The organism is Williamsia serinedens (assembly GCF_024171725.1).
GTDB lineage: Bacteria > Actinomycetota > Actinomycetes > Mycobacteriales > Mycobacteriaceae > Williamsia_A > Williamsia_A serinedens.
Genome location: NZ_JAMTCG010000003.1, coordinates 199,624 through 212,979, shown reverse-complemented (window position 1 = coordinate 212,979; position 13,356 = coordinate 199,624). Strand labels below are relative to the sequence as shown.

At 71.7% G+C, this 13,356-nt stretch carries 14 protein-coding genes; 6 read left to right on the top strand and 8 right to left on the bottom strand.

Going from position 1 to position 13,356, the window contains the following annotated elements; translation table 11 throughout:
* Nucleotides 1-5: 5 nt before the first annotated feature.
* Genes LX12_RS08350 through LX12_RS08340 form a run of 3 tightly spaced genes read left to right on the top strand, consistent with a single transcriptional unit; the run spans nt 6 to nt 2,175 of the window.
* Entirely contained in the window at nt 6-677 is a 672-nt protein-coding gene (locus tag LX12_RS08350) for an FtsB family cell division protein (RefSeq protein WP_253654078.1), read from the top strand.
* Nucleotides 674-1,225, top strand: a complete 552-nt coding sequence (locus LX12_RS08345; protein WP_253654077.1) for a DUF501 domain-containing protein — start codon at nt 674-676, stop codon at nt 1,223-1,225. The genes LX12_RS08350 and LX12_RS08345 overlap by 4 nt, the downstream gene beginning before the upstream one ends.
* Nucleotides 1,222-2,175, top strand: a complete 954-nt coding sequence (locus LX12_RS08340; protein ID WP_253654076.1) for a Ppx/GppA phosphatase family protein — start codon at nt 1,222-1,224, stop codon at nt 2,173-2,175. Before LX12_RS08345 ends, LX12_RS08340 begins: the two co-directional genes overlap by 4 nt.
* 18 nt (nt 2,176-2,193) lie before the next feature.
* On the opposite strand, the gene LX12_RS08335 is transcribed toward LX12_RS08340, so the two are convergent.
* From LX12_RS08335 to LX12_RS08315, 5 genes are all read right to left on the bottom strand, one after another.
* The gene (locus tag LX12_RS08335) at nt 2,194-2,679 is read right to left on the bottom strand and encodes a DUF4395 domain-containing protein (protein WP_253654075.1); all 486 of its coding nucleotides are present in this window, start codon (nt 2,677-2,679) and stop codon (nt 2,194-2,196) included.
* A gap of 54 nt (nt 2,680-2,733) precedes the next feature.
* Nucleotides 2,734-4,221 (bottom strand): DHA2 family efflux MFS transporter permease subunit, encoded by a 1,488-nt coding sequence (locus LX12_RS08330; protein WP_253654074.1) that lies wholly within the window; start codon nt 4,219-4,221, stop codon nt 2,734-2,736.
* 120 nt (nt 4,222-4,341) lie between these two features.
* Complete coding sequence (locus tag LX12_RS08325; RefSeq protein WP_253654073.1) at nt 4,342-4,647, bottom strand: hypothetical protein; 306 nt, start codon at nt 4,645-4,647, stop codon at nt 4,342-4,344.
* A 26-nt stretch (nt 4,648-4,673) separates the two neighbouring features.
* Nucleotides 4,674-5,870, bottom strand: coding sequence for a fatty acid desaturase family protein (locus tag LX12_RS08320; RefSeq protein ID WP_253654072.1), 1,197 nt, complete (start codon nt 5,868-5,870; stop codon nt 4,674-4,676).
* A 45-nt stretch (nt 5,871-5,915) separates the two neighbouring features.
* Nucleotides 5,916-7,007, bottom strand: a complete 1,092-nt coding sequence (locus tag LX12_RS08315) for a ferredoxin reductase (RefSeq protein ID WP_253654071.1) — start codon at nt 7,005-7,007, stop codon at nt 5,916-5,918.
* 159 nt (nt 7,008-7,166) lie between these two features.
* Here LX12_RS08315 and LX12_RS08310 point away from each other — a divergent pair, with 159 nt between their 5' ends.
* Nucleotides 7,167-7,874, top strand: a complete 708-nt coding sequence (locus LX12_RS08310) for a TetR family transcriptional regulator (RefSeq protein ID WP_372504963.1) — start codon at nt 7,167-7,169, stop codon at nt 7,872-7,874.
* 56 nt (nt 7,875-7,930) lie between these two features.
* Nucleotides 7,931-8,500 (top strand): hypothetical protein, encoded by a 570-nt coding sequence (locus tag LX12_RS08305; RefSeq protein WP_253654070.1) that lies wholly within the window; start codon nt 7,931-7,933, stop codon nt 8,498-8,500.
* A 33-nt stretch (nt 8,501-8,533) separates the two neighbouring features.
* On the opposite strand, the gene LX12_RS08300 is transcribed toward LX12_RS08305, so the two are convergent.
* From LX12_RS08300 to LX12_RS08290, 3 genes are read right to left on the bottom strand one after another with little or no spacing between them, the layout of a single operon-like run.
* Nucleotides 8,534-9,301, bottom strand: coding sequence for a trypsin-like serine peptidase (locus tag LX12_RS08300; RefSeq protein WP_253654069.1), 768 nt, complete (start codon nt 9,299-9,301; stop codon nt 8,534-8,536).
* Entirely contained in the window at nt 9,286-10,011 is a 726-nt protein-coding gene (locus tag LX12_RS08295) for an SIMPL domain-containing protein (RefSeq protein WP_253654068.1), read from the bottom strand. Before LX12_RS08295 ends, LX12_RS08300 begins: the two co-directional genes overlap by 16 nt.
* Entirely contained in the window at nt 10,008-10,331 is a 324-nt protein-coding gene (locus LX12_RS08290) for a hypothetical protein (protein ID WP_253654067.1), read from the bottom strand. Before LX12_RS08290 ends, LX12_RS08295 begins: the two co-directional genes overlap by 4 nt.
* Nucleotides 10,332-10,362: 31 nt before the next feature.
* On the opposite strand from LX12_RS08290, the gene LX12_RS08285 reads away from it, so the two are divergent.
* The gene (locus LX12_RS08285) at nt 10,363-13,194 is read left to right on the top strand and encodes an AfsR/SARP family transcriptional regulator (RefSeq protein WP_253654066.1); all 2,832 of its coding nucleotides are present in this window, start codon (nt 10,363-10,365) and stop codon (nt 13,192-13,194) included.
* Nucleotides 13,195-13,356 lie beyond the last annotated feature (162 nt).

The following is a 13,356-nucleotide window of genomic DNA, read 5'->3' as shown; positions in this document are numbered from 1 at the left end:
GAACCATGGCGCAGCGACGCTCCGGATCGCGGGGACGGGACGGCCGGTCGGCCGGGTCGTCCGCGCGCCGGCGTGTCGAGGACCGTCGGACCGGGCGTCGCCCCGACAACCGGGTCACCGAGCGTCGTCGCACCCCACGGGTGACCGACGACGCGCTCGGTCCCGACGTCACCGAGGTCCCCGAGACCGACCCGTCGGCCGAGGTGGACGCCGACGCGCCGGCGACGATCGAGACCCGCGAGCGGTCGCGGCCGGTCATCACGCCGCGCCGACGCCTGCCCGCGTCCTGGGAGGGGTTGACCGTCGGTGGGCTCAGCCCGAAGAAGGCGGTGATCCTGGCGCTGGTGGTCAGCGCCGTCGCGTTGACCCTCGCCGTGCCGCTGCGGACGTACTTCGCGCAGCGCTCGGAGGCCGAGCAGTTGCGGTCGGCGAACGCGTCGATCAGCCGGGACGTGGCGTCGCTGCAGAAGAAGGTCGACGAGCAGAACGACCCGTCTTACATCCAGGAGCAGGCCCGAAACCGACTGCTCATGGTGAAGCCGGGCGAGACCCCGCTGGTCATGCAGTTCCCCGCACCGCCGGAGAAGTCCGAGGACGAGAAGCGCGCCGAGCGGCAGGCGTCGAACCCCTGGTACACCAACCTGCTCGACGCGGTGTCCACGCCGGCGGGTCAGTGAGTTCCCCGACCGCCGAGCCACCGACCCCCGAGGACCTCGCTACCGTCGCCGCGCAGCTGGGGCGGGAGCCGCGCGGGGTGCTGGCCATCAGCTACCGCACGCCCGATGGCGCGCCCGCCGTCGTGATGACCGCGCCACGTCTGCCCGACGGGACGCCGTTCCCGACGCTCTACTACCTCACCGACCCGCGGCTCACCGCTGAGGCGAGCCGCCTGGAGTCGGCCGGCCTGATGCGCGAGATGACGGCACGGCTGCACTCGGATGCCGGTCTCGCCCAGGCATATCGCGCCGCCCACGAGAGCTATCTCGCCGAGCGGGACGCGATCGGGTCGCTGGGCACCACGTTCACCGGGGGAGGCATGCCCGACCGGGTGAAATGTCTGCATGTGCTCATGGCGCACTCGCTCGCGAAGGGCCCGGGCGTCAACCCGCTGGGTGACGAGGCGGTGGCCGTCGCGGCGCGGTCGCCACAGCTCCGCGGGACGGCGTTGCCGGCGGACTGGCCCGGCATCGACGACGAGACCATCACGGGGGAGGACACACCATGACGGTGGTCGGAGCGGTCGACTGCGGGACGAACTCCATCCGACTGCTCGTCGCACGACGCGAGGACGGGGTGCTCACCGATCTGCACCGGGAGATGCGGGTCGTGCGTCTCGGCGAAGGTGTCGACGCGACGGGCCGGTTCGCCGAGGGCGCTCTCGCGCGTACACGCGCCGCGCTCGAGGACTACGCCGAGATCATGCGGCACCACGGCGTCGGTGCGCTGCGGATGGTGGCGACGTCGGCGACCCGCGACGCCGCCAACCGCGAGGTCTTCTTCGACATGACGCGCGAGGTGCTGGCCCCGGTCGTCGCGGGATCGGTCGCGGAGGTGATCTCCGGGGACGAGGAGGCCCGGCTGTCGTTCGCCGGTGCCGTCGGTGAGTTCGACGCGACGGACGGGCCGTTCGTCGTCACCGACCTCGGCGGCGGCTCCACGGAGGTCGTGCTCGGCGTCGACGGTGAGGTCGTCGCGGCCCGATCGGTGAACATCGGGTGCGTGCGGCTCACCGAGCGTGTGCTGCACTCCGATCCGCCGACCGCCGAGGAGGTGGCCACGGCCCACGACGTCGCCCGCGGCGAACTGCAGGCGGCGTTCGACGCGGTCCCCGTCGACCAGGCCCGGACCTGGGTCGGCGTCGCCGGGACGATGACGACGCTCGCCGCGCTGGCACAGGGGCTCGAGACCTATGACCCCGATCGGATCCACCGCTCGCGCGTCCCGCTGGACCGGTTGACCGAGGTGTGCGAGGGACTGGTCGCGGCGACGCGGGATCAGCGGGCGGCGCTCGGCCCGATGCACCCGGGTCGCGTCGACGTCATCGGCGGCGGGTCGATCGTGACGCTCGAACTGGCGCGTGAGTTCGCCCGGCGCGCGGGTATCGAGGAGCTGGTCGTCAGCGAGAAGGACATCCTCGACGGGATCGCGCTGAGCGCCGAGGCGTCGGGGGCCTGACCCTGCGGGATCCCCGTGTCAGGCGGGTTGACGCAACGAGATGTTGTTGCAGGCCTCGCAGACGCTCTCCGGGATCACCCCGTGGCGCTGGAGGAACCCGAACACGATGCAGCCCAGGCAGATCCCGAACGCGGACTCGAGCAGGGCCGCGACGACGACGAGGCCGACGGTGATCTGGGCGGCGAGGCCGAGCCCGGCGAGGCTGAACACGAACGCCACCGCGGTGATGGTGAGCCCGATGGCCTGCGCGAACCGCTTCGGCGGGCCGGGCACCAGTTTCGTCTTGCCCAGGGCGGGGACGATGACCTTCACCGACAACTGGCCGAACGGTGACAGCGTCGGACCGGAGATCACGCGCAGCAGGAACCCGAGCGCCAGGATGCCGTAGAGAACCGGCGAGTCGACGACGATCGTGACGATCGCGAGGACGACGACGAGGCCGGCAGTGGAGCGCGCGGCGTACTCGTTGACGGGATTCGGGAACTTCAGCGATTCGGGGAGCACCCGACCAGGCTAGACATCCGTGATCGGCGCGCAACGATTGTGGTCAGGCTGCTTTCAACTCGCGGGGACCGCGGCGTCGGTGTCGGACCCGTCGGCTCCGGGCCCGTCGGTCTGCTCCGCGAGGTGCCGGCGCACCGAGGCCAGCGACGGCAGCAGCACCGTCGCGACCGCGACGAGTACGTACCCGGCGACGGGTACCGCAGCGGCGAGAACCAGCGCGTGCAGCAGGTCCTCGGGCGAGAACAGCCCGGTGTTGTCGAAGAAGACGACACCCACCACGGCCACCCCGACTGCCCCGCCGACCTGCTGGAAGGTGTTCAGGACGCCGGACGCCGCGCCGGAGTCGCGACCGGCGACGGTGGCCAGTGCGATGTCGAGGAGGGGGACGAGGGTGAGGGCGAGTCCGATGCCGGCGATCGCCATCGGGATCACGGTGTCCCACCCGGAATAGCCGCGACCCTCGTGGTGGATGACCCAGATCGTGGCGGCCGTCCCGCCGGCGATGCAGACCCCGCCCACGAGGGGCAGGAGGCGGCCGAGGCGTGACACCAGGGCGGCCGCGACCCCGGCCGCGACCACCGCACCGACGCTGAACGGCAGGGTCAGTGCGCCCGCCGCGATGGCGGAGAAGCCGAGCCCGGTCTGCACGTACAGCGCCAGGATGAGGAAGAAGGCGTTGATCGACCCGGTGAAGAGGAATTGGATGGTCGCGCCGCCGACGAACCCGCGGTCGGTGAACAGCCGCATCGGCATCATCGCCGAGTCGGCCCCGTGCCGGCGCTCGTACGCTACGAACAGCGCCAGCACCACGGGCGACAACGCCATCAGCACGAACGACCAGGCGGGCCAGCCGAGCTGGCGTCCCTCGATGAGCGGGTAGACCAGCAGGAGGATGCCGGCGACGGCCAGGACCACGCCGATCGGGTCGATCGGAGACGGCCGGTCCACCGTCGTGTTCGGCACGACCACCACGGCCGCGAGGGCGATCACGATCCCGATCGGGACGTTGATGTAGAAGATCGCACGCCACTCGCCGCCGAGCGGGTCCGACGTCACGAGCCACCCACCCAGCACCGGTCCGATCACCGCCGCCATCGCGGTCACCATGCCGATCGCACCGAAGACCGGGGCGCGTTCCGACGGCGCGAACAACGCCTGCACGCTGGCGAGCACCTGCGGCACCATCACGCCGGCGAACAGTCCCTGCACGACACGGGAGGCCACGAGGAGGTCGCCGTTCTGCGCCAGCGACGCGATGAGCGACGCGGCGGTGAAGCCGAGGATGCCGACGATGAACACCCGCTGCCGACCGAAGCGGTCGCCCAGCCGGCCCGCGGTGATGAGGATCGACGCGAACGCGAGGATGTACCCGCCGACCACCCATTCCAGTTGGGACGCCGACGCGGTCAGGTCGGTGCGGATGGCGGGCAGGGCGACGTTCACGATCGTGACGTCCATCAGGTCCATGAACATGGCGAAGGTGAGGACGATCATTGCCGGCACACGCAGCCGGTGCGCACCGGTCATGGACGACGTGGTCATGGACGGAGCGTAGTCGGCGGATCCGACGAACCGGACCGCGACGAGGCTCCGCGGACGGTCACCCGGACACGACGACGGCCCACCCCGTGCGGGGTGGGCCGTCGTCGGTGGTCTGTCGGGTCAGACGCGGTGGTCGTCGACGTCGTCCTCGCGGTCATCACGCCGTTCACTAACGTCGAGGTCGTCGAGGAGCGACGCCCGACCCTTCCGGGCCGGGGGGAGGGCGGGCGCGTCGTCGGCGGCGTCGAGTTCGGCCCGCCTGGCCGCGTCCCGCATCTCCAGCCCGTCGGTCACGAGATCCCCGATCTCCCGGGTGATGTCCGCGACCGCCCCGGTGATGATCGTGGCGATCCGTCCCACGTGGGTGGCGGTCGACTCGACCGCCTCCTGCAGCAGGTCCTTGTTGCGTTCGAACCGCCCGACCATCTGACCTCCCGGAATGCGCGCGTGCGTCACGAGGCCTGCGCCGCGTCCTTCTGGCGCTCGACCTTAACACTGAACTCGACGTCGTCGGCCGTCCACGAGTTGGGCAGCGACAGCTTCGCGATCTTCTTCCACGTCGAGGCGATCTGCTGCGTGAAACCGCCCGTGTTGTAGGGCAATCCGTACTTCTCGCAGATCGCGCGGACCTCGGGGGCGATCTCCGGGTACCGGTTGGCCGGGATGTCCGGGAACAGGTGGTGCTCGATCTGGTGGGACAGGTTGCCGCTCATGATGTGGAAGAGCTGCCCACCGGTGATGTTGGCCGACCCGAGCATCTGGCGCAGGTACCACTGCCCCTTCGTCTCGTTCTCGCACTCCTCCGGGGTGAAGGTCTGCACACCCGAGGGGAAGTGGCCGCAGAAGATGATCGAGAACGACCACAGGTTGCGGACGATGTTCGCCGTGGCGTTGCCCGCCAGGGTCAGCGGGAACAGCGGACCGGTGAGCGCCGGGAAGACGACGTAGTCCTTCAGCACCTGCTTGCCGGCCTTGCGCCACATGCCCTTGACGAGACCCTTGACGTCGTACCACTTGCGCTTGCCCGCCACGATGTTCTCGACCTCGAGGTCGTGCAGCATGACGCCCCACTCGAACAGCACCATCAGCGCGGACGCGTAGACCAGGTTGCCCAGGTAGTACGGGTTCCATGCCTGGTCCCGGTCCATGCGCAGGATGCCGTAACCGATGTCGCGGTCCTCGCCGACGATGTTCGTGAAGGTGTGGTGCATGTAGTTGTGGCTGTGGCGCCACTGATCGGCCGGACACACGGTGTCCCACTCGAACTCGCGTGAGTTCAGCGAGGGCTCCCGCATCCAGTCGTACTGGCCGTGCATGACGTTGTGGCCGATCTCCATGTTGTCGAGGATCTTCGACACGGAGAGCGCCGCCACGCCGGCGACCCAGGCCGGCGGGAACCAGCCGAAGAAGAACATCCCGCGGCCGGCGACCTCGAGGGTCCGCTGGGCCTTGATGATCTTGTAGATGTAGTCGCGGTCGGACTGGCCGAGGTCGCCGACGACCCGCGCGCGCAGCGCGTCGAGATCGCGACCGAGTTCCTCGACCTGCTCGTAGGACAGGGTGATCTGGTTCTTCGTGTCCTTCTCACCGGCGTCGGCCGACGGGATGTCGTCGGTCTCGACGGTGGTGGGGAGAGTCATGATCGTCATCGGATCCTCCTGGGATGTCGGGTCGATGGTCGGAGATGTCTGGAGTCAGATGTCGAGCTCGACGTCGCCGACGGGCGCCGAGATGCAGAGCTGGATGTGCTTGTCGGTGTCGGTGTCCAGCTCGCCGGACAGCACGTTGCGCGTGCAGCCCGACTTCTTCGGTGCGGTGCAGGAGAAGCAGATCCCCATGCGGCAACCGAACTCCGGCGACAGGCCCGCGGACTCGGCCTGCTCCAGCAGCGTGCGGCCGTCGTTGTCGGCCTGCTTCCCCGAACGGGCGAAACGGATCTCGCCGGTGACGGGCTCGTCGGGATCGGGGACGAACGCGGCGGGTGCCTGGAATGCCTCGCTGTGCACGAGGTCGCCGGCCCCGCGGGACTCGTAGAACGCGCGCACGTCGTCCATCAACGCGGCCGGGCCGCAGACGAAGACCGGGGCGTCCTGCACCCAGGCGGACGACGTCATGAGGTGATCGCCGGTGAAATGGCCGGTGAGCCCGGAGCTTCCGTCGCCGCGGGTGTGCACCACCCGGACGTCGACGCTGTCGAGTGCGTCCATCGCGCGCAACTCGTCGGCGTAGGCGACGTCCTGCGGGCCGGCGGCGTAGTGCACGAAGAGCACCGGCTCCCGGTAGCCCTCGGCGATCAGCGTGCGGGCCATCGAGAGCACAGGTGTAACGCCACTGCCGCCGCTGACGAAGACCGCCGCGTGCGGACGTCGCGCGGGCAGGACGAAGTCGCCCGTCGCCGGTGTGAGGCCGACGACGTCGCCGACCTTCGCCGTGTCGTAGAGGTGCCGCGACACGTGCCCGTCGTCATGGGCGGTGACGGTCAGCTCGATGGTCCCGTCGCGTCCGCTCGCGGCGTTGGCCGGCGAGAAGCAGCGGGTCTGACGGACGCCGTCGATCACGACGCTGAGCTGCACGTACTGGCCCGCCTCATGGCCGACCCACTGCCGTGTGGGGGCCAGGGTCAGGCGGACCGCGCGGTCGGTCGGGCGCGACACCTCGACCACACGCGCACGCATCTCGTCCCATGTCACCATGGGGTCGACCAGCTCGAGGTAGCGGTCGACGGGATGCGGCGACAGCGCGGCCTCGATGACGGAGCCGACCATCGCGGGCAAGCGGTCGAACATCGTCGCCTCCTGGTGGGTGGTCGGGGAGTCGGTGATCGCTCCCGCGACGTTTGAGTGAACAGGTGTGCACTGACAGTGTGCCACCCCAGCGCCACGAACGGTCAAGAGCGGATCCGTGTAACCGCTGTCACAACAGGTCAGGTGCCTAGACTCGGCTGCGTGTCGCGGACCGGGGATCACGCCTCCGCGCGTCCTCATGGACGCGGGCGGGGCGCCGCATCCTCCGCGCGGCCGGCCGTGGACGCCGCGGAGAGTCGGTCGGCGCGCAAGAGCCGTACGCGCCAGGCCCTTCTCGACGAGACCCTCGACCTCGTCGCCGAGCGGAGCTTCGCCAGCCTGAGCCTGCGGGAGGTCGCCAAGGCGGCGGGGATCGTCCCGACCGCCTTCTACCGTCACTTCGCGTCGATGGACGACCTCGGCGTCACCCTCGTCGAGGACGCCATGCGGGTGCTGCGGCGCATGCTCCGCGACGGTCGCCGTGATCTCGCCGCCCGGGAAGCCGTCCCGACAGCCGCCAACTCGCTCGCGATCCTCGTCCGTCAGGTCCGCACGAACGAGGCGCAGTTCCGCTTCCTCGTCCGCGAACAGCACGGCGGGGTCAGCGAGATCCGCCGCGCCATCGACACCGAGCTGCGGCTGTTCGTCAAGGAACTGGCCATCGACCTCTCACGGATCCCGGAGATGGTGCGGTGGAAGGCCGACGACCTCGAACTCGCGGCGGAGCTGATCGTCACCGTGATGCTGCAGGCCGTCGCCGACCTCCTCGACTCCCGCGGTCCGGAGGACGACGCGGAACTGATCGCCCGCACCGAGCGCAAGCTGGTGATGGTGATCCTCGGCATGAACTCGTGGCGCACCGACCCGTGACGCCACGCGCCGTCGCAGGGCCCTGCACGGACCCCGCGAGTCCGTAGGATCGCGCCATGACCGAGGAGCCGCCGCGCCCCGTCCGACCGGCGGGACCGACGCGCCCGGCCGTCGTCGTCCTCATCGTGGGGATCGTGGTGTTCCTGCTCGCCGGTGCCGCGATCATCGGCTACACCGTCCTCGGGCGCGGGGGCTCCGGCGGCGATTTCGACGTCACCCCGGTGACCCCGTCGACGGTCACGGTGACCTCCACCGCCCCGACCCCGGCGCCGGCCGGGGACAGCTCGTCGCCGACGTCCTCGTCGACGTCGCGGACGACGCCCTCCCCGACCGGCGCTGCGCGCTCGACCGTGGCCGGTGCGCCCGAGGGGTCGACGCCGTGTCCGGTCCTGTTCCCGCCGTACGACCTCTACCGCGCGTCGTCGGTGGGCTCGTCGGTCACGACGTGCGGCTTCGCCGAACGGGTTCGGCGCGCCTACGCCGAGTCCGGCCGGCCGGGACAGCTGCCCCGACCCGTGGTCGCGACCAGCCCGGAGACAGGCGAGCGCATCCGCATGATGTGTGCTGCCGAGGCACGCATCGTCACCTGCACGGGCGGCGACGACGCGGTGGTCTACATCTACTGAGCGACACGCCCGGACGGCGAGTCCCCCGGCCGATCAGCAGTCGTCGGGCGAGGTGTCCGGCGGTGTGTCGCCGGGTCCGCCCCGATCGGCGCGCGCGACCAGGGCCGCGAGCCGGGGGAGCAGCGGCGGCGAGTGGGAGATGAAGCTGACGCACCCGCCCTGCCGGAAGCCACCGACGATGCCGACGACCGACCGCCCCGACAGCCACGGCGAGCCGCTGGTGCCGTCGACCAGGCCGCGGCACCGGATGGTTGGGATGCCCTCGACGGTCGCCGTTCGGGCGCGGCACCCGACGGGCGAGTCGCCCTCGCCCGCGCCGTATCCGACGACGCGGATCCGCAGGCCTGCGCGGTAGGGCGCGACGGACCAGCCTCGGCCCGTCACCGACTCCAGCGACCGCCCGTCGCGCGGCTGCAGGCGCAGCACGGCGAAGTCGAGCACGTCGGGCTCCGCCGCGACCGACGGGTCGAGGTACACGGCGGCCACCTGCCAGACGCCGAACGGTGTCTGGCCACGGTCGTATCCCGGCGCCACCGTGATGGGGCCGCGCACCCCGGTGAGGCAGTGCGCCGCGGTCACCATCAGGTCGCCGTGCAGCGAGTGGACGACACCGGCGGTGCAGGTGTGCCGCGAGTCGCCGTCGATGAACACCGGTCCGATCCGCCGGTTCGCCTGGACGTCCTCCGCGTTCGAGGTGACCGCACCGCCCACGCAGAGCATCAGGGCGACGAGCAGCACGACGAGCACCGCACGCCGGCGGCGCGGCGCGGCGCGGACGCGGACGGCTATCGCAGCCCCCACTTGACGGTGACCGAGACGGTGACGGTCTGCTGTCCCGGTTCGATCGGCACGGTCGCGGCCTGCGCGGTGCGGTCCGTTGCGAGCGGTTGGTCCTGACCGGTCACGTTCTCCTGCACCGACAGCACCCGTGACAACGACGTCCCGGACAGCTTCGCGTACTGCTCGGCGCGCGACTTCGCGTCGTCGAAGGCCCGTGCCCGCGCGTCGCCGAGGAGCCGCGAGTCGTCGTCGATGCGGAACGCGACACCCGACAGCCGCGCGTCGTTTCCCCCGGCGTCGACGGCGGCGCCGAGGACGGAGGACGCCTTCGCCAGGTCGCGCACGGTGATCTGCACGGTGTTCGTCGCCTCGTACCCGGTGATCGACGGTCCCGCGCCGGGGAGCGATCCCGCGTACTGCGGCTGGAGCGACACCTGCTCGGTCTGCACGTCCGATCGGGCGACGCCTGCACGGACGACGGCGTCGGTGACCGCCTGCACCCGACTGCCGGCCTGTGCGATCGCGGTCGACACGTCGCCGGCCTGCGTGGACACACCCACGGTGGCCGTGAGCGTGTCGGGGGCGCCGCGGACCTCACCGGTGCCGGTGACCGTCACCGCGGGCGGATCCGTCGTCGGCGCCGGACCGTCCGAGCCGCAGGCCGCGAGTCCGCCGGCGAGCACCAGGGCCGCCGCCGCGGCCACGGCTCGGGCCCATCGCGAACGCGTCATGGCATCAGTGTCCCCGGCGGGCCCGGCGCTGTCGCCCGAACCGCCGGGTCGGGCACGTGTGCGGGTGTCCCGTCGAGCGTCTCGAGACGGTCCACGGCCGCGCGCAGGGCGTCGAGGTCGGCGGTGTCCACGGCGGCGAGGACGCGCTCGGCCGCGACGCTCATCCGACCGGTGTGCGGGGACGGCTCCTGGTCGTCGGCGAGGACACGCGCCAGGGCCGCGCGGACCTCGTCGGCCCAGCCCGGTCGATCGGGGCGGGCGGTCCGGCACGCCGCGCGGAGCGACCCCATCGGTGACGACACGTGCCGTACGTCCGCCACGTCCGGGTCGTCCGATTTACAGTCCTCGATCATGGCGTTCCTCTCGCTCCGGGTGCTGGGGGTGCTCGGCGCGGCCGTGGACGGTCGCGACGCACCGCTCGGGGGTGCGGTCCCCCGGGCGCTGCTGGCCCGGCTCGCCGTCGCGCACGGCGACGTCGTCCCCGACGACGCACTCATCGACGATCTGTGGCGCGGCACGCCGCCGCCGTCGGCGCGGGTGACGGTGCAGGGCTACGTCGCGACGTTGCGCAAGTCCATGGAGCCCGGCCGGCGCGCGGCCGACGTCGAGGTCCTCGTCCGACGCGGCATCGGGTACGCGCTCGCCCGTGACCACCATCGGCTCGACGCCGACGACTTCGTCGATCTGGCCCGGGCCGGACGGCGGCAGCTGGAGGCCGGTGACGCTGCCGGGACCGTCGAGTCCATCGCGACCGCGTTGTCTCTGTGGTCCGGGCCCGCGTACGCCGACGTCGTGGCCTGGGACTTCGCGGCCGCCGAGGCCGACCGCCTCGAGGGGATCCGGCTCGACGCCGTGGAGGATCGATTGATCGCACTGTCGGCCGTCGGCGACCAGTCGACCGTCGTCACCGACGCCCGAGCCCACACCGAACGTGTGCCCCTGCGGGAACGCGGATGGGAGGCGCTGGCCCTCGCGCACTACCGCGCCGGGCGTCAGGGCGATGCGCTCGCCACCCTCGACCGGGCGCGACGGGTGCTCGCCGACGAGCTCGGCGTCGACCCGGGTCCCGCGCTGTCCCGACTGCACGAGGCCGTTCTCGCCCAGGACCCCGCTCTGGACGTGAACCCTTCTGTCGCGCAGTCGGTCTCGGTCCGGGAGGTGCCCGCCGCGACGGGAGGCCTGCCCACGCCCCTCACCGCGCTCGTCGGCCGCGCCGACGAGGTGGTGAAGGTGGGTGCCCTCCTCGACGACAACCGTCTGGTGACGATCGTGGGGCCGGGTGGGATGGGCAAGACCCGCCTCGCGATCGCCGTCGGCGCGGCTCGCCACGAGGCGGACGGTCCCTGGTGGGTGCCACTCGCCGACGTCGTCACCGCCGACGGTGTCCTCGACGTGGTGCGCGCAGCGATGGGCCTCACGGTGTCCGGTGGGATCGAGGCCCTGTGCGCGGCGATCGGAACACGGCGGACGCTGCTGGTCGTCGACAACTGCGAGCACCTCCTGGACGCCGTCGCGGCGGTCGTCGATCGTCTGCTCGCGGCGTGTCCTCGCGTCGCTGTGCTGGCGACGAGTCGCGAGGCCGTCGGCGTCGTCGGCGAGGTGGTCCACGAGCTCGGGCCGCTCGCCGCGGCCGAGGACCTGTTCACGCGCCGTGCGGGTCGATGGGCTGCCGACGCGGACCCCGCCGACGTGGCCGCACTCTGCGATGCGGTGGACCGGATGCCGCTCGCGGTGGAACTGGCTGCCGCACAGAGCCGGTCGCTGTCCGTGCGGCAGATCCGGGAGATGCTCGACGACCGGTTCGACCTGCTGCGCGGTGGCTCGCGGACCGTGGCGCGACACGAGAGCGTGCGGGCCGCGATCGAGGGGTCGTACGCGGGTCTCGACGAGGACGAGCGTCGGGTGTTCGCCGACCTGTCGGTGTTCGACGGCGGGTTCGACCTTGCCGCCGCCACCGCCGTCACCGGGCGCGCCGACGTCGTCGCCGGGGTCGTCGCGTTGGTGGCGAAGTCGTTGGTCACCGTCGTCGGCGGGGACCCCCGGAGGTACCGCCTGCTGCAGACCATCCGCGGGTATGCCCGCGACACCCTCGACGCCGCACGCCGGGAGGAGATCGCGGACCGTCACCTGGCCTGGGTGCGCGAGCTGTGCGCCCGCGGGTACGTCGCGCTGCGGGGTCCCGAGTCGGCGCGACAGACCCGGCTGTTGGCTGTCGAGATGCCCAACGTGCGTGCGGCGCTGGAACGCTCGACGCGGGAGGTACCACCCGCGCGCAGCGCGGACCATCTGACGATCGCCGGGGACGTGCACTGGTTCTGGTACCGCAGTGGTCATGTCGCGGAGGGGATGCGCACGCTCGCGCCCGCACTCGAGGCCGGTGACGACATCGACTTCGTCGTGCGCATCCGCGCGATCGCCGGGCTGGTGGTGATGAGTTACCTCGGTTCCGAGCTCGAGACGCTGTTCGCCGCACTGACCCGGCTGAGGGAGCTGCTCGCCGAGTCCGACGCCGGGGGAGCCGACGCAGCGATCGACGACGTCCGGTTGTTGCAGGCGCGGGCCGATGCGGCACAGACAGTCGGCTTCTTCCTCAGCGGTGCCGGTGCCGTCGACGACGGGCGCGTGCTGTCGGGACGGGCGCTCGGGATCGCCCGGCGCATCGGCGCGGTCGGTACGACCGCGGAGGCGCTGATGTCGTTGAGGATGGCCGACTTCCGCGCCGGCGACGCCGCCGCGGCCGCCGATCGCTTCACCGAGGCGGTGACCGCGGCCCGCGCGGTCGGCTACGACTGGTGTGCGGCGTCCTCTCTGTGGCTCCACGCGAAGACCGAGATCGAGCAGGGGGTGATCGACGCACGGCCGGCGCGACGTCTCGTCGAGATGGTCGACCACTGCGACCGGGCCGAGGACGTCACCTCGTGGATGGTCGCCGTCGCCACGCTCGCCTACCTCGTGTTCCGCCGGGGCGACCACGAGGCCGCAGCCCAGCTGCTCGGGGTGGTCGAGCGGTTCACCGACGCGACCGGCTTCGCTCCGGAGGCGATGGACGTCGTCGAACTCGCCCGCTACGGACGTGAGATGCGCGAGGGCATCGACCCGGTCGTGTTCGCGACCGCCGCCGAGCGCGGGCGCGATCTGACCCGTGCGCAGGTGCGCGAACGGTTCGAGGCCGCGGTCGCCTGACACGGCGCGCCGCGACGAGCGGGGCGGGGACACGCGAGACAGGGTCGTCGGGTCCGGTGGGAACTCACTGGGAACGCGTCCCGGTCGTTCCCCAGCGGAGTGGGTGATCGTCGTCGGCGTCCACCACCATCGCCGCCGCCGCGGCGTCGACGCACCCCCAGG